Source organism: Streptomyces sp. CA-288835 (assembly GCF_050936385.1).
Lineage (GTDB): Bacteria > Actinomycetota > Actinomycetes > Streptomycetales > Streptomycetaceae > Streptomyces.
The window spans coordinates 7,035,077-7,051,983 of the sequence record NZ_JBNJMW010000001.1 but is presented as its reverse complement, the minus strand read 5'-3'; the positions used below and the strand labels follow the sequence as shown (position 1 = coordinate 7,051,983).

At 69.2% G+C, this 16,907-nt stretch carries 20 protein-coding genes; 9 read left to right on the top strand and 11 right to left on the bottom strand.

The features are described from left to right. Positions 1-936, bottom strand: coding sequence for a helix-turn-helix transcriptional regulator (locus tag ACQEVY_RS31920; protein WP_432952830.1), 936 nt, complete (start codon positions 934-936; stop codon positions 1-3). 101 nt (positions 937-1,037) lie between these two features. Between ACQEVY_RS31920 and ACQEVY_RS31915 the strand changes: the two genes are divergently transcribed. Then, positions 1,038-2,471, top strand: a complete 1,434-nt coding sequence (locus ACQEVY_RS31915) for an MFS transporter (RefSeq protein ID WP_432952829.1) — start codon at positions 1,038-1,040, stop codon at positions 2,469-2,471. Between the two features lie 125 nt (positions 2,472-2,596). After that, positions 2,597-2,803, top strand: a complete 207-nt coding sequence (locus ACQEVY_RS31910; RefSeq protein WP_165343914.1) for a hypothetical protein — start codon at positions 2,597-2,599, stop codon at positions 2,801-2,803. Between the two features lie 12 nt (positions 2,804-2,815). On the opposite strand, the gene ACQEVY_RS31905 is transcribed toward ACQEVY_RS31910, so the two are convergent. Then, complete coding sequence (locus ACQEVY_RS31905; protein WP_432952828.1) at positions 2,816-3,712, bottom strand: AraC family transcriptional regulator N-terminal domain-containing protein; 897 nt, start codon at positions 3,710-3,712, stop codon at positions 2,816-2,818. 135 nt (positions 3,713-3,847) lie between these two features. Here ACQEVY_RS31905 and ACQEVY_RS31900 point away from each other — a divergent pair, with 135 nt between their 5' ends. Next, positions 3,848-4,894 carry an aldo/keto reductase gene (locus ACQEVY_RS31900; RefSeq protein ID WP_432952827.1) on the top strand — a complete coding sequence of 349 codons (1,047 nt, stop codon included), beginning with the start codon at positions 3,848-3,850 and terminating at the stop codon, positions 4,892-4,894. A 25-nt stretch (positions 4,895-4,919) separates the two neighbouring features. Here the strand turns inward: ACQEVY_RS31900 and ACQEVY_RS31895 are convergent, their stop codons facing one another. The 4 genes from ACQEVY_RS31895 to ACQEVY_RS31880 all read right to left on the bottom strand — a co-directional run bounded on the left by ACQEVY_RS31895 (position 4,920) and on the right by ACQEVY_RS31880 (position 9,411). Next, positions 4,920-5,507, bottom strand: coding sequence for a TetR family transcriptional regulator (locus ACQEVY_RS31895; RefSeq protein ID WP_432952826.1), 588 nt, complete (start codon positions 5,505-5,507; stop codon positions 4,920-4,922). A gap of 26 nt (positions 5,508-5,533) precedes the next feature. Next, the gene (locus ACQEVY_RS31890; protein WP_432952825.1) at positions 5,534-6,538 is read right to left on the bottom strand and encodes an aldo/keto reductase; all 1,005 of its coding nucleotides are present in this window, start codon (positions 6,536-6,538) and stop codon (positions 5,534-5,536) included. 149 nt (positions 6,539-6,687) lie between these two features. Continuing rightward, positions 6,688-7,626, bottom strand: coding sequence for a DUF4394 domain-containing protein (locus ACQEVY_RS31885; protein WP_432952824.1), 939 nt, complete (start codon positions 7,624-7,626; stop codon positions 6,688-6,690). A gap of 402 nt (positions 7,627-8,028) precedes the next feature. Then, positions 8,029-9,411 carry a glycine--tRNA ligase gene (locus tag ACQEVY_RS31880; RefSeq protein WP_432952823.1) on the bottom strand — a complete coding sequence of 461 codons (1,383 nt, stop codon included), beginning with the start codon at positions 9,409-9,411 and terminating at the stop codon, positions 8,029-8,031. Between the two features lie 293 nt (positions 9,412-9,704). On the opposite strand from ACQEVY_RS31880, the gene ACQEVY_RS31875 reads away from it, so the two are divergent. Genes ACQEVY_RS31875 through ACQEVY_RS31860 form a run of 4 tightly spaced genes read left to right on the top strand, consistent with a single transcriptional unit; the run spans position 9,705 to position 12,977 of the window. Continuing rightward, a complete protein-coding gene (locus ACQEVY_RS31875; protein ID WP_432952822.1) occupies positions 9,705-10,730 on the top strand; it encodes a zinc ABC transporter substrate-binding protein in 1,026 nt (341 codons plus the stop codon). A 60-nt stretch (positions 10,731-10,790) separates the two neighbouring features. Continuing rightward, positions 10,791-11,573, top strand: coding sequence for a metal ABC transporter ATP-binding protein (locus tag ACQEVY_RS31870; RefSeq protein WP_432952820.1), 783 nt, complete (start codon positions 10,791-10,793; stop codon positions 11,571-11,573). Between the two features lie 19 nt (positions 11,574-11,592). Continuing rightward, entirely contained in the window at positions 11,593-12,489 is an 897-nt protein-coding gene (locus ACQEVY_RS31865; RefSeq protein ID WP_432952819.1) for a metal ABC transporter permease, read from the top strand. A 59-nt stretch (positions 12,490-12,548) separates the two neighbouring features. Beyond that, a complete protein-coding gene (locus ACQEVY_RS31860) occupies positions 12,549-12,977 on the top strand; it encodes a Fur family transcriptional regulator (RefSeq protein ID WP_432952818.1) in 429 nt (142 codons plus the stop codon). Positions 12,978-13,223: 246 nt separating this feature from the next. On the opposite strand, the gene ACQEVY_RS31855 is transcribed toward ACQEVY_RS31860, so the two are convergent. Both ACQEVY_RS31855 and recO read right to left on the bottom strand, forming a co-directional pair. Continuing rightward, positions 13,224-14,075: an isoprenyl transferase gene (locus ACQEVY_RS31855; protein WP_432952816.1), complete on the bottom strand. Its 852-nt coding sequence runs from the start codon at positions 14,073-14,075 to the stop codon at positions 13,224-13,226. Between the two features lie 48 nt (positions 14,076-14,123). Continuing rightward, positions 14,124-14,870 (bottom strand): DNA repair protein RecO, encoded by a 747-nt coding sequence (gene recO / locus ACQEVY_RS31850; protein ID WP_432952815.1) that lies wholly within the window; start codon positions 14,868-14,870, stop codon positions 14,124-14,126. Positions 14,871-15,006: 136 nt separating this feature from the next. Between recO and ACQEVY_RS31845 the strand changes: the two genes are divergently transcribed. After that, positions 15,007-15,279: a hypothetical protein gene (locus ACQEVY_RS31845; RefSeq protein ID WP_432952814.1), complete on the top strand. Its 273-nt coding sequence runs from the start codon at positions 15,007-15,009 to the stop codon at positions 15,277-15,279. Beyond that, on the top strand, positions 15,276-15,680 hold the full coding sequence (locus tag ACQEVY_RS31840; protein ID WP_432952813.1) for a twitching motility protein PilT: 405 nt from the start codon (positions 15,276-15,278) through the stop codon (positions 15,678-15,680). Before ACQEVY_RS31845 ends, ACQEVY_RS31840 begins: the two co-directional genes overlap by 4 nt. A gap of 31 nt (positions 15,681-15,711) precedes the next feature. Here the strand turns inward: ACQEVY_RS31840 and ACQEVY_RS31835 are convergent, their stop codons facing one another. The 3 genes from ACQEVY_RS31835 to ACQEVY_RS31825 all read right to left on the bottom strand — a co-directional run bounded on the left by ACQEVY_RS31835 (position 15,712) and on the right by ACQEVY_RS31825 (position 16,850). Beyond that, positions 15,712-16,338, bottom strand: a complete 627-nt coding sequence (locus ACQEVY_RS31835; protein WP_432952812.1) for a DUF1266 domain-containing protein — start codon at positions 16,336-16,338, stop codon at positions 15,712-15,714. A 75-nt stretch (positions 16,339-16,413) separates the two neighbouring features. After that, entirely contained in the window at positions 16,414-16,629 is a 216-nt protein-coding gene (locus tag ACQEVY_RS31830; RefSeq protein WP_328771702.1) for a hypothetical protein, read from the bottom strand. Beyond that, complete coding sequence (locus ACQEVY_RS31825) at positions 16,626-16,850, bottom strand: hypothetical protein (protein ID WP_328771701.1); 225 nt, start codon at positions 16,848-16,850, stop codon at positions 16,626-16,628. Before ACQEVY_RS31825 ends, ACQEVY_RS31830 begins: the two co-directional genes overlap by 4 nt. Positions 16,851-16,907 lie beyond the last annotated feature (57 nt).

Sequence of the window (16,907 nt, the reverse complement as noted above, 5' to 3'; positions counted from 1 at the left end):
TCAGCTTCGCTCGAGGGCGATCGCGTGCAGCTTCTCCAGGCGTTCGCGGGACTCGGTGTCGACCGGGGCGAACGTCAGCATGCGGGGGCCGTTGTGCGGGCCCAGCCACAGGTCGGTGCTGTCCACGGTGAGCAGGCCGACGTGGGCGTTGGTGAACTGCTTGCGTTTGCTGCTCGAGGTCACGACCTCGTGCCGCTCCCAGATCTCCCGGAATTCCGGCGACTCGGTACGCAGCCGATGGAGCAGCATCTTCCAGGCGGGCTCCGCGAGATGACCGGCCATCGAGGCGCGGAACTTGGCCGCCATGACCCGCATGGTCTCCTCCAGCCGCACGAGCGACGACTGCCAGTCCTCGTTCGTGAAGCACAGGAGCATGCAGTTGCGGTCCTCCGGCGGGATGGCGTCGAGGTCGCAGAACAGCAGCCCGTACGTGCGGTTGTGGGCGAGGATGTCGTACCGGCTGTTCTGGATGGAGGCCGGGATCGGATCCAGCTGTCGCAGGAGTGCGCGCTGGGCGTCGGTGACCGACGCGCAGTGCGCGCCGGGTGCGGGGTCGACGGCCCCCGCCAGGTTGAACAGGTGCGCACGCTCGCTGGAGTCGAGCATGAGCGTGCGGGCGAGGGCGTCGAGGACCTGGACGGACACCTGGATGTCCCTGGCCTGCTCGAGCCACGTGTACCACGTGACGCCGACCGCGGAGAGCTGCGCGACCTCCTCGCGGCGCAGGCCAGGGGTGCGCCGGCGGCGGCCTCGGGGCAGGCCTGCCTGTTCGGGGGTGATGTGCTCGCGGCGGTGGCGCAGGAAGGCGGCGAGTTCATGCCGCCGGATCTCCGACTCCTTCGCACCGCGGGCCTCGTCGGCCTTCTGGGCGCCGGGCGGCACGGCGTCCCGTACCGCCGTCTTCCGTGGAGCCGTCTCCTGGGCCATGCTCGTCATGCCTCCAGCCTGCCGCCACGCCAAGCCTGTTGCCAGGTACTGCTGCTACCAGGATAAGAAGACTCTGGTACCAGGCTGAGAGTCGGCCAAAGCTGAGGGACGTGACTGAAACGACGACTCTCGACCGCAGTGCCGCCCGCTCCCCCGCCGCCCCGCCCGTACTCGGCGGACTCGGACTCTTCACCGTGCTCCTGGGCGCGGCGCTCCCCCTCATCGACTTCTTCATCGTCAACGTCGCCCTGCCGACGATCGGCCGCGACCTGTCCGCCGGCGAGGCGGTCCTGGAACTCGTCGTCGCCGGCTACGGAGTCTCGTACGCCGTGCTCCTCGTGCTCGGCGGACGCCTCGGCGACATGTTCGGCCGACGCCGGCTCTTCCTCGCCGGTATGGCCGCCTTCGGGCTGACCTCGCTGGCGTGCGGCCTCGCGCCCACCGCCTGGACGCTGGTCGCGGCGCGCGTCGCACAGGGCGCGGCGGCCGCGGCGATGCTGCCGCAGGTCCTCGCCACCATCCAGTCGGCGACCGAAGGCCCGCGCCGCGCCAAGGCCATGAGCCTGTACGGAGCGACGGCCGGGCTCTCCATGGTCGCGGGCCAGATCCTCGGCGGCGTCCTGGTCGCGGCGAACATCGCGGGCACGGAATGGCGTTCGGTGTTCCTCGTGAACGTCCCGGTCGTCCTGCTCGGCCTGATCCTGGCCGCACGCACCGTCCCCGAGACCCGCTCGCAGCACCCGGAGCCGGTGGACGTCCCCGGCACGCTGCTCCTGGCCGTCTCCCTGCTGACCCTGCTGGCGCCGCTGACCGAGGGCCGGGCGGCGGGCTGGCCGCTGTGGACCTGGCTGGCGCTGGCGGCGTTCCCCTTCGCGGCGACTGCCTTCTACCTGGTCGAGCGCCGGGAGGACCGCCAGGGCCGTACGCCCCTGGTGCCGCCGAGCTTGTTCGCGCTGGCGTCGCTGCGCCGGGGCCTGGCCATGGTGGTGCCGTTCTCGATCGGCTTCAGCGGCTTCATGTTCGTGATCGCGGTGGCGCTGCAACAGGGTGCCGGGCTCGGCCCGGTCCCGGCCGGGCTCGCGCTGGCGCCCATGGCGGTGGTGTTTCTCGTCGTCTCGCTCTGGGGCCCGCGGCTCGTCACCCGCTACGGAACCCGCATCGTGACGGTCGGCGGACTGATCCAGGGTGTCGGCGTGGCGCTCATCGCCCTCGCCGCCTGGCGCTCCTGGCCGGACCTGGGTGTGGTGGAACTGCTGCCGGGCGCGGCCGTGGCGGGCGCGGGCCAGGCCCTCCAACTCCCCATCCTTTTCCGCGTGATCCTCTCCGAGGTCCCGCCCGCCCGGGCCGGAGTCGGCAGCGGCGTGATGATCACGGTCCAGCAGTCGGCCCTCGCCCTGGGCGTCGCCTCCCTCGGCACCCTCTTCCTCGGCCTGGTCCCGGGCATGGGCATGCGAGATGCCCTGGTCACCACGCTGTTGGTGCAGCTGGCGGGCATCGTCCTGACGATCCTGCTGAGCCTGCGGCTGCCTCGCAAGGTCAGTTAGCGCGCAGATGGTGCGCCCGTGGCCTGACGCCGTTCGTGCGCTAACTCTCCTCATAAGTAACCCCTGTTGATGTTGGTCTTGCTGCACACTCGCTCTGCGAGCCACCCCCACAAGAGGAGTTCGTCATGCTGCAGATCAACACAAGCAAGGTGAGCCGCTGGGACCAGCACGGCCGCGAGCACGTCGTACGGGTTCAACGCTCTGGCGTGCAGCGCACGATCAGATGCGATACGTGCGGTTGGCGGAAGGGCGCCCAGTTCCTGCCGTGGCTGAAGGCGGAGGAACACCTGGCGGAGGCGCATCAGGCGACGGTGGATCCGTCGGAGGGATAGCGGAGCCGGTCCCTACCGTGCCCGCCCGGTGCCCACCAGTTGGCTCCGCAGACGGGCCGCGTCCTGGGCCGGCGGCAGTCCGTACGCCCTTCGGTACTCGCGGTTGAACTGGGTCGCGCTCACATAGCCGACCGCTTCGGCGACCACGGCCGCCGTGGTGTCACCGGCGAGGAGCCGGCGGCGGGCCTCCTGAAGCCGCAGGTGCTTCTGGAAGCGCAACGGGCTCATGCCGGTCGCGGACTTGAAGTGGCGGTGCAGGGTGGCGGGGCTCATATGGGCCACGGCCGCGATCTTTTCGATGCTGAGCGGCTCGGTGTAGTGCTCGCAGATCCACCTGGCCGCCGTACGGACCCGGGCGGCCGCGGTGTCGGCAAGCGGGAAGTGACGCAGGGTCGGACCGAGGGGACTGCCGAGCAGGCGGTAGAGGATCTCGCCCTCGATACGGTTCGCCAGGGGGCGGATGTCCTCCGGAGTGTCGAGCAGCCGTACCCACCGGGTGACCGCGTCGACGATCTCGGGGGTCATCGGTGCGGTGATCTGCCCGCCGGCCTCGGGCTCGGGACCGGTGGGCGTGACGGGGTCCGTGCCGTCCAGTTCCAGCAGGAGGTCGGCGAGCATCGTGCCGTCGAGGCGCATCACCGCCGAGCGGTACGGCAGCCGCTCGAACGTGGAGGTGACCGGCAGCACGAGCGAGTTGAAGAGCATCTCCCCGCTCCCGGTGGTCCAGCTCCTCTCGCCCGCGACACTGCTCTTGGAGCCGTCGACGATGAAGCAGATCATGGGCTCGTACAGCAGGTCGATGGGGGTGATGGGCTCGTCCAGCCTCACCAGCCGGAGGCGTGGCACCGCGGTGTCGGACCACCAGTCGTCGCCGTGCCGGGCGATGGCCGACGCGAGCTCGTCCAGCATGAAGCGCTCCCTGGGTAGCGGGTCCTGAGTGGGTCCCGAGCGGGGGTCCTGAGCGGGCGTCCTGAGAGGATCAGGCAATCCTATGCGGTCCTCGGCCCATGACCGCTGGGTGCCCGCGCTCGTAGCGTCGACGACATGACACAGCAGGACACAGGCCAGACAGACCAGCAGGGCACAGACCAGAGCAGCAACCTGCCGACCCGCAAGCTCGGCACGCAGGGCCTTGAGGCCGGGGCGATCGGTCTCGGCACGATGGGCATGACCATGGCGTACGGCGCCGGTGACGAGCCCGGCGGCATCGCCACCATCCGCCGGGCGTACGAGCTCGGCGTCACCCTCTTCGACACCGCCGAGCTGTACGGCATGGGCACCGGCAGCAATGAGCAGCTGCTCGGCCGGGCCGTGAAGGACTTCCGCGACGACGTGGTCATCGCCACCAAGTTCGGCTTCGACATGAGTGCCCCGCAGACTGGCGCGGGCATGAAGCTGAACAGCCGCCCCGACCACATCCGCGAGGTCACCGAGAACAGCCTCCGCCACCTCGGTACCGACTACATCGACGTCCTCTACCAGCACCGCGTCGACCCGGACGTACCCATCGAAGACATGGCGGGCACCGTCGGCGAACTGATCGCCGAAGGCAAGGTGCGCTACTTGGGACTCAGCGAAGCTGGCCCGGACATCTTGCGGCGCGCCCACGCCGTCCACCCGGTGTCCGTGCTGCAGACCGAGTACTCGGTGTTCGAGCGGGCGGTCGAGGCCGAAGTGCTGCCCGTGGTACGGGAGTTGGGCATCGGCTTCGTACCGTACTCACCGCTGGGCCGCGGCTTCCTCACCGGCGCGGTGAAGCCCGCCGCCGAATATCCGGCGGACGACATGCGCAGCTGGGACGACCGCTGGCAGCCCGGCAACTACGAGAAGAACCTGGCCGCCATCCGCGAGCTGACCGCGCTATCCGACGCGAAGGGCATCACGGTCACGCAGTTGGCGCTGGCCTGGCTGCTCGCCCAGGCCGACGACATCGTGCCCATCCCCGGCACCCGCAGCCCGCAGCGCCTCGCCGAGAACGTCGCGGCGGCGCATGTCACGCTCACACCGCAGGACTTGGCCCGTGTCCAGGAGATCCTGCCGCGGGGCGCGGCCGGATCCCGCTACCCGGAGGCGATCATGCCGTCCTGGTAAGGCCCGGGGGGGCTGCTGATGGATCTCACGCGCGCAGGCCTCGTAGCACCAGGTCCATGACGGCCTCGAACTCCGCGTCGATCCCCGGCCGTTCCCATTCCGGGGCGTAGACGGGGTCGTGGAAGCGGCCGGTGGCCTGGAAGAGGGCGCGGGCGGTGGCCGCCGGGTCGGCGGTGGTGAAGACACCGGCGTCGACACCGGCCCGGACGATCTCCGTCAGCTGGCCGGTCAGGTCGTCGAGGTGCCGGCCGACCGCCTCGCCGTTCTCGTGGGCCAGCACGCTGTACGTGGCGAACAGCTCGGGATCGTCTCCCGCCTTGCGGCGCTTGGCGGCGAAGAGGGCCCCGAGCCATTCGCGCACCCGGGCCTCCGGGTCCCGTCCGCCCTCGGCGACGATGCCGGACAGGGTCGCCGTCGTACGGTCCAGCCATCGCATCGTCACCGCCTCCCGCAGCGCCGCCTTCGTACGGAAGTGCCGGTAGACGCTGCCATGACTGACGCCGAGCGCACGGGCCACGTCCACCACGGTGGCCTTGGCCGGGCCGTGGCGGCGCAGCACCTCCTCGGTCGCTTCGAGGATGCGCTCGGCGGTCAGAGTCCCGGTGGTCGCCATGTCGATGACCGTACCTGGCGGTGAGGTCAGCGTTCGCTGTCGAGGTGTGCCATCTGCTGCTCGGGGTAGCGCGCGCCCGCGACGGCGTCGGCTGGCACCGCGTCCTCGATGGCGGCGAGGTCGGCGGCGTCGAGGGTGACGTCGAGCGCGCCCAGCGCCTCCGTCAGCCGATCCCGGCGCCGGGCGCCGATCAGCGGCACGATGTCCTCGCCGCGGGACAGCACCCAGGCGATGGCGATCTGCGCGACCGAGACGCCCTTCTGCTCGGCGATCTTCCGCAACGCCTCGACGAGGCCCAGGTTGTGCTGGAGGTTCTCGCCCTGGAAGCGCGGTGAGAACGAGCGGAAGTCGTTCGGCGCCAGCTGCCGGTCCGCGGTGAAGTGCCCGGAGATCAGCCCACGAGAGAGCACGCCGTACGCCGTGATGCCGATCCCCAGCTCACGGGTGACCGGCAGCACCTTGTCCTCGATGCCGCGCGAGATGAGCGAGTACTCGATCTGAAGGTCCGCGATCGGCGCGGTCGCGGCGGCCCGGCGGATCGTCTCGGCGCCGACCTCGCTGAGGCCGATGTGCCGGACGTATCCCTTCTCGACCAGTTCCGCGATCGCGCCGACCGTCTCCTCGATCGGTACGTCCGGGTCGAGGCGGGCGATCCGGTAGACGTCGATGTGCTCGACGCCGAGGCGCTGAAGCGAGTACGCGGCGAAGTTCTTCACCGCGGCAGGTCGGCCGTCGTAACCGACCCAGCCGCCGTCCGGGTCGCGCAACGCCCCGAACTTCACGCTGGTGAGCGCCTGTTCGCGCCACGAGGCGGGCGCGGTCCTGAGCGCCTCGCCGATCAGCATCTCGTTGTGCCCCATGCCGTAGAAGTCGCCGGTGTCGAGCAGGGTCACGCCCGCCTCGAGGGCGGCATGGATGGTCGCGATGGACTCGGCGCGGTCGGCCTCGCCGTACAAGGCCGACATGCCCATGCAGCCGAGGCCGAGCGCGGAGACCTGAGGGCCGGTCGTTCCGAGAGGGCGGGTTTGCATACGAGCTCCTTGGGGTCCCGGCGGGGGCGGTGGCCCCCGCCGGATGGGGTGTCGTACATCCACCACCCACCCTGACATGACAACTGACAGATTTCAATATCTGTCATCTGCCAGTTGTCATGTGTCAGCGATTGCTAGCCAGGCACGGCTCAGCCCTGCCGGAGAGGCAGCGCCAGGTCCACGACCGCCCGGCCTCCGTCGAACGTCCCCGTACGAGCCACCGAGCCGTTCAGCAGGTCCGCCCGGTACAGCCGCTGCTTGCCGTCGACGCGCAGGACGGCGTACGCGGTGTTGGAGCCGGAACGGGTCGAGGTGTAGATGTCGAAGCCCGCGCTCGGGCCGGCGTCCACGCCGAGCTTGCCGGCGGGCGCGAGGTTGCCCGCGTTGGCCGGGGACTGGAGGGAGACCTGGTCGAGGGCCGTGTCGAGGTCGAAGAGGGTGGTGGCGGTGTTCGCCGCGAGATCGTTGTTCGTGTACGCGGCTCCCGTCACTCCCTGCGCCGTGGCACCCGTCGTGGCGGGCGGGACCGGCGGGTTGGTGAGCGTGCCGTCGACCGCGGTGGTGCCGGCGGGCGGGGCGCCGGCCGGGTCGTCGATGTTGTGGCGGAGGTTCTGGCCGGTGTCGCTGATGACCCGCAGCCGGTTCGCGGCCGGGTTGAAGTCGACACCGAAGGAGTTGCCCTGCAGGGCCACGCTCAGCTGCGAGACCTTGGTGGCCTTGGCGCCGATCTCGCGGATCGTGTAGATGCCGCCGCGGTCGCCGACGCCGTACAGCTTGCCGTTCTGTACGCGGTAGTCGATGCCGATCAGCTTGCTGTCGCCCTTGAGGCCGTTCACCTTGCCGAGCGGGAGGGTGCGGTTGGGCTGGTCGACGCGGAACTTGACGAGGCGCTGGTTGTCGGTGAGCCCGATCGCGCTGAGCCGCCCGCCCGAGCCCGCCGGCAGCGATCCGGCCCCACCCTTGGCCTCGATCGCCGCAGGGGTCGCCGCCCCCGGGGCCCCCTGCTCCCCGTCACTCCCCGCGCCGCAGCCGACGGTTCCGATGGCCAGTGCCATGGCCGCGATGGCGATGATTGCCTGCTTACGCATTGATGCCCCCGTGAGAGGTCCGGCGGCCCACCCCCTGCGGGCCGCGCATGCCCTCTCTTCGGAGCGATTTGCCCCGCGGATTGCGAAAGCCCCGGTTCGTTACGTCCGTTACGGACGTGACAGAACCGGGGCATTTCTACGGGGCCGCGGCGGGGTGGCTGCAGAGGGTTCATTTCCCCAAGCCCGCCCCTTCCCGAAGCCAGGGGCTGCGCCCCTGGACCCCGTTTCGGGGGCCAGCCCCCGAACCCCCGGTCCTCAAACGCCGGACGGGCTGAGAATCAGCCCGTCCGGCGTTTGAGGACGAGGCCGTCCAGGCCGATGGGGGGTCTGGGGGCGAAGCCCCCAGCGGGGTCCAGGGGCGGAGCCCCTTGGTATGGGACGGGTAAGGGCGGCGGGGGCGAACTAGCAGCCGACCAGCCGGCTGGCGAGGTACCCCTCGATCTGGTCGAGAGACACCCGCTCCTGCTTCATCGAGTCCCGCTCCCGCACAGTCACCGCATTGTCGTCGAGCGTGTCGAAGTCCACCGTCACGCAGAACGGCGTGCCGATCTCATCCTGCCGCCGGTACCGGCGCCCGATCGCCCCGGCGTCATCGAACTCGATGTTCCAGTTCTGCCGCAGCGCAGAAGCCAGCCCCTTGGCCTTGGGCGAAAGCTCCGGGTTACGCGAAAGCGGCAGCACCGCGACCTTCACCGGAGCGAGCCGGTGGTCCAGCCGCAGCACGGTCCGCTTCTCCATCTTGCCCTTGGCGTTGGGCGCCTCATCCTCGATGTAGGCGTCCAACAGGAATGCGAGCATCGCCCGCCCAACGCCGGCCGCGGGCTCGATGACGTACGGAGTCCACCGCTCGCTGGCCTCCTGGTCGAAGTAGGAGAGATCCTGCCCAGACGCCTTCGAGTGAGCGGAGAGGTCGAAGTCGGTACGGTTCGCGACGCCCTCCAGCTCACCCCACTCGTTGCCGCCGAACTGGAAGCGGTACTCGATGTCCGCCGTGCGCTTCGAGTAGTGGGAGAGCTTCTCCTGCGGGTGCTCGTACCACCGCATGTTCTCCTCGCGCAGGCCCAGGCCCGTGTACCAGTTCCAGCGCTGCTCCATCCAGTACTCCTGCCACTTCTCGTCCTCGCCCGGCTTGACGAAGAACTCCATCTCCATCTGCTCGAACTCGCGCGTACGGAAGATGAAGTTGCCCGGAGTGATCTCGTTCCGGAAGGACTTGCCCATCTGCGCGATGCCGAACGGCGGCTTGCGGCGCGAAGTCTGCTGTACCTGGGCGAAGTTGGTGAAGATGCCCTGCGCGGTCTCGGGCCGCAGGTAGGCGACGGAGCCGCTGTCCTGGGTGGGGCCGAGGTGCGTGGAGAGCAGGCCGGAGAACTGCTTGGGCTCGGTGAACTGGCCCTTGTTGCCGCAGTGGGGGCAGTTGACATCGGTGAGGCCGTTCTCGGGCGCGCGGCCGTGCTTGGCCTCGTACGCCTCCTCCAGGTGGTCCGCGCGGAACCGCTTGTGACAGGAGGTGCACTCGGTGAGCGGGTCGGTGAAGGTCGCGACGTGACCGGAGGCCACCCAGACCTCGGTCGCCAGGATCACCGAGGAGTCGATACCCACGACGTCCTCGCGCGACGTCACCATGTAGCGCCACCACTGGCGCTTGAGGTTCTCCTTGAGCTCGACACCCAGCGGCCCGTAGTCCCAGGCGGCGCGCTGGCCGCCGTAGATCTCACTGCACGGGTAGACGAAGCCACGGCGCTTGCTCAGGCTGACGATGGTGTCGATCTTGTCGGCGGCCACGGTGCTCTCTTCATTACGACGATTACGGACAGGTGCGGCGCGTAGCGCCTCGATGAGGGGTGGTGGTCGGGAGACGGGCGGGAGAAGCATTGCTTGAGGAGCGATTGCTTCAGGAGCGAATGCTTCAGATTACCGGCGGTCCCGCCCCCCGGATCAAATCGGTTCGGGGTCACGGACAGACAGAGGACCTGAGCAGGGCGTGAGCAGGGCCCGAGCAGGGCTTTTCCGGCCTTACCGGCCTCTTACCAGGCGCTTGTTGACAATCGTTTCCACTTTCACTGAAAATGGGTGTCATGAACGTACGACGACGCCTTGCCCGCTCTCGAATAAACACCGCCGGGACCGCGGCACTGGCGGCCACAGCCCTCGCGATCGGCACCCTGTCCGGCTGCTCCTCCGACTCCAACGCCGCGGAGGGTGAGGGTGAGGGCGGCAAGCTCGACGTCGTGGCGTCGTTCTATCCGTTGCAGTTCCTCGCGGAGCAGATCGGCGGGGACCACGTCAGTGTGACCTCCCTGACGGAGCCCGGCCAGGAGCCGCACGACCTGGAGATCAGCGCCCAGCAGACCGCGAAGCTCCAGGAAGCGGACGCGATCCTCTATCTGAAGGGTCTGCAGCCGTCCGTCGACGAGGCGGTGGGGCAGTCCGAGGTCAAGACGAAGGTCGACGCGGCCACGCTGACGAAGCTCGAGGACCTCGGCACCGAGGACAGCCACGGGCACGGCGAAGGCGAAGAACACGCGGGCGAAGAGGAGCACGCCGGCGAGGAGGAGCACGCGGGCGAGGAAGGGGAGCACGCCCTCGATCCGCACGTCTGGCTGGACCCGGTGAAGTACGCCGAGATCGCCGAGGGCGTCGGCAAGGCCCTCGAGAAGCAGGACCCGGACAACGCGGCGGACTACAAGAAGAACACCGCGGACCTCGTGAAGAAGCTGGACGGCCTCAACACCGAGTACGAGAACGGCCTCAAGAACACCAAGACCAAGGTCTTCTTCACCAACCACGCGGCCTTCGGCTACCTCGCCCAGCGCTACGGCCTGACCATGGAGGCCATCTCCGGCCTGGAGCCCGACAGCGAGCCCAGCGCCGCGCGGGTCAAGGAACTCCAGGAGGAAGCGAAGGCGGACGGCGTCACCACCGTCTTCTACGAGACACTGGTATCCGACAAGACCGCGAAGACCCTGGCCTCGGACGCCGGTCTCAAGACTGATGTACTCGACCCCCTCGAGGGCATCACCGACAAGTCCAAGGGCGACGACTACTTCCAGGTCATGCAGGCGAACCTGACGGCGCTGGAGAAGGCCCTCGGCCAGAAGTGATCGCTTTCAGTGCACGCGGGAGTGCACGCAATATGAAGCAGCGAACGGAAGGCGCGAGCCATGAAGGCTGACCGGCCCGGGGAACCCGTCATCTCTCTGCGCGGCGTGACGGCCGAACTCGGCTCGCGCCCCGTCCTGCGCGGCATCGACCTCACCGTGCACCACGGCGAGGTCGTCGCGCTGCTCGGCGCCAACGGCTCCGGCAAGTCCACGGCCGTCCGCACGGTCATCGGTCAAGTCCCGGTCACCCGCGGCGAGATCGAGCTGTTCGGCACACCGCGGCGCCGTTTCAACGACTGGGCGCGCGTGGGGTACGTACCGCAGCGCACGACGGCCGCGGGCGGGGTGCCCGCGACGGTGACCGAGGTCGTGTCGTCTGGGCGGCTGTCCCGGACCCGCTTCGGATTCCTGCGCAAGGCGGACCGCGAGGCCGTCCACCAGGCCCTCGAACTGGTCGGCATGGCGGACCACGCCAAGCACAACGTCGACGCGTTGTCGGGCGGCCAGCATCAGCGCGTACTCATCGCCCGTGCCCTCGCCTCCCAGCCCGACCTGCTGATCATGGACGAGCCGATGGCGGGCGTCGATCACGCCAGCCAGGAGATGCTCGCCGAGACCCTGCGTCAGCAAGTCGGCGAGGGCGCGTCCGTACTCCTCGTACTGCACGAGCTGGGCCCGCTGGAACCGTTGATCAAGCGCGCGGTCGTCCTGCGCGACGGCTGTGTGGCGCACGACGGCCCGCCGCCACCCGCGGTCGGCCAGCACGCGCTGCCCGGCCACGACCACGTACACCCGCACGCGGCGCACGGCGCCGAACCGGTCCGCACGGGCCTGCTGAGCTGAGGAAGCTGAAGGACCGGCCATGGACATCCTCGATTACGCCTTCATGCAGCGGGCTCTGCTCGCCGCCGTGCTCGTCGGCATCACCGCGCCCGCCGTCGGCATCTATCTCGTACAGCGCCGCCAGGCCCTGATGGGCGACGGAATCGGCCATGTCGCGATGACGGGCGTGGGCCTCGGCTTCCTGTTGTCCTGGTCCCCGATCTGGATGGCGACGCTGGTGTCCGTGGTGGGCGCGGTCCTCATGGAACTCATCCGCTGGTACGGCAGAACGCGCGGCGACATCGCCCTGGCCATGCTCTTCTACGGCGGTATGGCGGGCGGCGTGATGTTCATCAACCTCGCGCCGGGCGGCTCCAACGCCAACCTGACCTCGTACCTCTTCGGCTCGCTGTCGACGGTGAGCGAGAGCGACGTGACGGCGATCTGCCTGCTGGCGGCTTTCGTGGTCCTTGTCACTCTGGGCCTGCGCCGGCAGCTGTTCGCGGTGAGCCAGGACGAGGAGTTCGCGCGGGTTACGGGCCTGCCGGTCCGCGCGCTCAATCTGTTGACGGCGGTGACGGCGGCCGTCACGGTGACGGTCGCGATGCGGGTCGTGGGCCTGCTTCTGGTCTCCGCCCTGATGGTGGTGCCGGTCGCGGCCGCGCAGCAGCTCAGCCGCAGTTTCGCGGCCACCTTCGCGATCGCTGTGGCGATCGGGATCAGCGTGACGATCGGCGGCACGGTCACCTCGTACTACCAGGACGTGCCGCCCGGCGCGACCATCGTCCTGCTGACCATCGGGGCGTTCATCGCCCTGACCGCACTGGCCACACCGCTGAACCGGCGCCGGGCCCGGGCCATGGCACAGTCCACCGGAGACCCCGCGGAGTGCCCGATTCCGGCCACCCGGGACTCCTCGGGAAAGGTCGGCGTCTGACTGCGCAAAGACCGGGCTGGCACAATGGCCCGGCACCCCGCAGATAGAAGGAGGCAACGGTGACGACCGCTGGACCGCCCGTACGGGGCCGTTCGACCCGGCAGCGCGCTGCCGTGGCCGCGGCGCTGGACGAGGTCGACGAGTTCCGCAGTGCGCAGGATCTCCACGACATGCTCAAGCACAAGGGCGACTCCGTAGGTCTCACCACGGTGTACCGCACACTCCAGTCCCTGGCCGACGCGGGCGAGGTGGACGTCCTGCGCACGTCGGACGGCGAGTCGGTCTACCGCCGCTGCTCGACGGGCGATCACCATCACCACCTGGTCTGCCGTGTGTGCGGCAAGGCGGTGGAGGTCGAGGGCCCGGCGGTGGAGAAGTGGGCGGAAGCGATCGCCACGGAGCACGGGTATGTGAACGTGGCGCACACGGTAGAGATCTTCGGCACTTGCGCGGAGTGCGCGGCGGCGCGGGCTGCCTCCGGCGGTTGAACGGGGCGCCTACGGCGAGGGTGAGTTCGGTTCGCTGGCGGCTGCGGGTTCGTTGTGGCTGGTCGCGCCCCGCGGCGGAGCCGCTAATGTCACAGCCCCGCGCCCCTAAGAGGCCTGCGGCCTCCTTCGGGGCGCTGGTCGCGCCCGCGCGGCGGAGCCGCAAATCGATACAGCCCCGCGCCCCTGAAGGGCGCGCCCCACGAGCCGCAACGCCCCCCACCCCGGCAAGGGGCATCGCGGGGGCGATCAGCCCCCTTCGGGACGTCCCTTCATCGCGGCCTCCATCGCCAGCAACTGCTCATTAGGGACGGCCCCGCCAAACCGCCGGTCCCTCTGGGCGTATTCCACACACGCCCGCCACAGATCCCGCCGATCGAAGTCCGGCCACAGCACATCCTGGAAAACCATCTCGGCGTAACTCGACTGCCAGATCAGGTAGTTGGAGATGCGCTGCTCACCGCTAGGCCGCAGAAAAAGATCAACATCCGGCATGTCCGGGTAGTACAGATACTTCTGCACGGTCTTCTCGGTGACCTTCTCCGGATCAAGCTTCCCGGCGGCGACATCCGCGGCCAACGCCTTTGCCGCGTCAGCGAGTTCAGCCCGTCCGCCATAGTTGACGCAGAAATACAATGTCAGCGCATCGTTCCGCTTCGTCTGCTCCTGCGCGACCTGAAGCTCCTGAACGACGGACTTCCACAGCTTGGGCATCCGCCCGACCCAACGGATCCGGATCCCCATCTCATCCATCTCGTCCCGCCGGCGTCGGATGACATCCCGGTTGAAGTTCATCAGGAAGCGGACCTCGTCCGGCGACCGCTTCCAGTTCTCGGTCGAGAAGGCGTACAGGGAGAGGTTCTTGATGCCCATCTCGATGCAGCCTCTAAGAACGTCCAGAACGACGCCCTCACCAACCCGGTGCCCCTCGGTCCGCGGCAGCCCTCGCTGCTTGGCCCACCGCCCGTTCCCGTCCATGACGACCGCCACATGGTTCGGGATCAGCTCACCGGGAAGCTTCGGCGCGCGGGCGCCGGACGGATGCGGCTCCGGCGTCTTGTACTCGCGGCGCTGGCGCCCCAGGATCCCACGTACCACCATGTGCTTCTCGTCTCCTAGTTCTCGTACTTCTGTAGTGGTTCTACGTGGCTACTTCTCGACGTAACGCAGCGACCGCAGCCCACGCTCCAGATGCCAGTGCAGATAGGCCGACACCAGCCCACTGCCCTCCCGGACGTACCGCGACTCGCACGCGTCGGCCGTCGCCCAGTCCCCCGTCAGCAGCGCTCCGAGCAGTTCGAGGGCCTGCGCCGAGGGTACGACGCTGCCGGGCACCCGGCAGTCCACGCAGACGGAACCTCCCGCCGAGACCGAGAAGAACCGGTTCGGTCCGGCCATCCCGCACTTCGCGCAGTCGCTGAAACTGGGCGCGTACCCGTTCACGGCGAGCGAGCGCAGCAGAAAGGCGTCGAGCACGAGATGCGGCTCGTGCTCCCCGCGGGCCAGCGTCCGCAGCCCGCCGACGAGCAGCAGATACTGCTGCACCGCCGGTTCGCCCTCATGGTCCGTGAACCGCTCGGCCGTCTCCAGCATGGCCGTCCCGGCGGTGTAGCGGGCGTAGTCGGCGACGATCCCACCTCCGTACGGAGCGATCGTCTCGCTCTGCGTGCACAGCGGTAGCCCGCGCCCCACCAACTCGCTCCCGCGCGCGAAAAACTGCACGTCCACATGCGAGAACGGTTCGAGCCGCGCCCCGAACTTCGACTTCGTACGCCGTACTCCACGGGCCACGGCCCGCACCCGCCCATGCCCGCGCGTGAGCAGGGTGATGATGCGGTCGGCTTCACCGAGCTTCTGCGTCCGCAGGACGATGCCGTCGTCCCGGAAGAGACTCATGGGCCCATTCTCGCTTACGTGGAGCCGGCAACAGCAGGGAGCCGCCTCCACTCTCACCGGTGAACCCGGCACTCTCACGGGTGAACGGGGCCGATATGCCTGGCGTGGCACCGCTCAGGCCAGTAAGACTCTCAGTATGAGCCTAGAACGCGTCACCATCACCATCCCGAGCGAAATCCTCGAAGCGGCCAAATCGGCCGCCGAGCGCGAAGGCCTGAGCGTCTCCGCCTGGCTTTCGCGAGCGGCCGAGCGTGCGGCGAAGATCGAGGCGGGTCTGGCCGCAGCGGAGGAGGCTATGGCGCACGTCGCTCCGCCTACACCGGAAGAACAGGCATGGGTGGACGATTTCATGGACCGTGTCACCCGGCCCGCCGTCCCGGCCGCCGACCAGTCGCGGGGTGCCGCATGAGTGCGCTACGACCAACGGTGTACGACGCCGGGGCACTGATCGCCGCGGAGCGGAACCACGCGGCCTTCTGGCGAGCCCACCGTTCCTACCTCCTCGCCGGTGGCGTGCCCCTGGCACCCGCGCCCGTGGTGGCGCAGGTATGGCGCGACGGCACCCGCCAGGCCCAGTTGGCCCGCATGCTCAACGGCTGCGACATCCCGGCCCTCGACCACGCGCTCGCCAGGAGCGTGGGGCAACTCCTAGGGCAGGCCAGGACGTCAGACCCGGTCGACGGGGCCGTGGCGGTGTTGGCCGCGGACCTCGGGGCCGTGATCGTCACCTCGGATCCCGAAGACATCCAGCACCTGCTGGACCACCTTGGCCCCGTCGGCAAGCGCGCCGAGGTGGATGCCCTGCGCTGACGCCCAGCTGAGACTCCCGGACCGCGCCCCCTCAGCGGGCGCGGTCGGGATGGCTGATCGCCTCCCAAGGCGCCATGTTCCAAGGGCTGGCCTTGTTCATCGGGTCCAGCAGGGCCTGCAGGTGGGCGTCGGACGCCTCCTGGGGGGCCGGGAGGTCGGCATCCCCTCGGCCCTGGAGGCCCTCGAGCCACACCTTCCGCCCCAGCAGATAGTGCTCGGCGTACTCCTTCCAGGAGCCGTACGTGCGCGCCACCGCCGGCACGATGTTCTTGAGCGCCGTCCACGCCTCGGCCTCGCTCAGCAGCCCGCAGGCGAAGCCCCGCCGGGAGATGTCCACGTACAGCCCGGCGTCCCACGCCAGCGGTTCGACACCGAGTCGCAGCCGCGCCCGCGCGCGGTAACCGCTCCGCGCGAGCCCGTCGAGCCGGCCGGCCAGCGCCTCACGCGAGGTGATCTCCCACTGGTCGGCCAGCCACCGCCGGGCCTTCTCGTCGTCGATGCGGGTGAAGGGGTACAGCGTCGTCCGCGAGGCGTCCCCGTCGCGGTTCACGGGCGCACTCAGCGACACCATCCACAGCTGGTGCATGGTGAGCGGCACGGGGTACTTGCGAGCCGTCTTCGGCCTGCGAAGGTTCCGTATCGGGTTCCAGATCGCCATGCGCCCGCACTTTATGTCACACCGGCCTCAGGAGTTACCTCCGGTCACAGTCACGCCTCTCACACCCCACTCCCTTCAAGGGACCTCCCCGCGGCTGCGTGCGTTCGCGTACGCCGTGGCCGCGCGGAGCCGTTCAGCCTGGGTGGCCTTGCGGACCGAGCCCGGTTCGCAGTCCCACTCGCGGCCGCCGCCGATCGGTCTGAGCTGTACGTACGGTCCCTCGTGCCCCATCACCACGCCCACCTTCCCCGTCTTCGTATCGAAGGCGTACGCCCCGATCGGCAGCCTCACCGGATCACCGCCGCCAGCCGTGCCGCCGTCTCGACGGAACACCGCCCCAATTCGATGAGCGGGCAAGGCGTCTCCCGCGCCAAACTTGCCGGGTCGATCCGGAGCGTCGGCAACTTAATTCCCGCGTTCACGAGAGCTTCCCGCAACTCTTTCACCGTTTCCTCCGCCTCTTCGACGCATCCCGTCGAGTGCCGTACGCCGCGACCCTCATAGTCAGCCATCGTGGCGCTCCCCTCGCTTTTGAGTTTCACGCTTTTCATCTCCACGGTGGAGTCGGC

Coding starts and splice junctions, on each gene's coding strand:
- ACQEVY_RS31890 (WP_432952825.1), bottom strand. CDS start 6,538: ATGCAAACCCGCCCTCTCGGAACGACCGGCCCTCAGGTCTCCGCGCTC.
- ACQEVY_RS31910 (WP_165343914.1), top strand. CDS start 2,597: ATGCTGCAGATCAACACAAGCAAGGTGAGCCGCTGGGACCAGCACGGC.
- ACQEVY_RS31895 (WP_432952826.1), bottom strand. CDS start 5,507: ATGGCGACCACCGGGACTCTGACCGCCGAGCGCATCCTCGAAGCGACC.
- ACQEVY_RS31845 (WP_432952814.1), top strand. CDS start 15,007: ATGAGCCTAGAACGCGTCACCATCACCATCCCGAGCGAAATCCTCGAA.
- ACQEVY_RS31825 (WP_328771701.1), bottom strand. CDS start 16,850: ATGGCTGACTATGAGGGTCGCGGCGTACGGCACTCGACGGGATGCGTC.
- ACQEVY_RS31875 (WP_432952822.1), top strand. CDS start 9,705: ATGAACGTACGACGACGCCTTGCCCGCTCTCGAATAAACACCGCCGGG.
- ACQEVY_RS31920 (WP_432952830.1), bottom strand. CDS start 936: ATGACGAGCATGGCCCAGGAGACGGCTCCACGGAAGACGGCGGTACGG.
- ACQEVY_RS31855 (WP_432952816.1), bottom strand. CDS start 14,075: ATGGTGGTACGTGGGATCCTGGGGCGCCAGCGCCGCGAGTACAAGACG.
- ACQEVY_RS31905 (WP_432952828.1), bottom strand. CDS start 3,712: ATGCTGGACGAGCTCGCGTCGGCCATCGCCCGGCACGGCGACGACTGG.
- ACQEVY_RS31840 (WP_432952813.1), top strand. CDS start 15,276: ATGAGTGCGCTACGACCAACGGTGTACGACGCCGGGGCACTGATCGCC.
- ACQEVY_RS31865 (WP_432952819.1), top strand. CDS start 11,593: ATGGACATCCTCGATTACGCCTTCATGCAGCGGGCTCTGCTCGCCGCC.
- recO (WP_432952815.1), bottom strand. CDS start 14,870: ATGAGTCTCTTCCGGGACGACGGCATCGTCCTGCGGACGCAGAAGCTC.
- ACQEVY_RS31900 (WP_432952827.1), top strand. CDS start 3,848: ATGACACAGCAGGACACAGGCCAGACAGACCAGCAGGGCACAGACCAG.
- ACQEVY_RS31885 (WP_432952824.1), bottom strand. CDS start 7,626: ATGCGTAAGCAGGCAATCATCGCCATCGCGGCCATGGCACTGGCCATC.
- ACQEVY_RS31870 (WP_432952820.1), top strand. CDS start 10,791: ATGAAGGCTGACCGGCCCGGGGAACCCGTCATCTCTCTGCGCGGCGTG.
- ACQEVY_RS31835 (WP_432952812.1), bottom strand. CDS start 16,338: ATGGCGATCTGGAACCCGATACGGAACCTTCGCAGGCCGAAGACGGCT.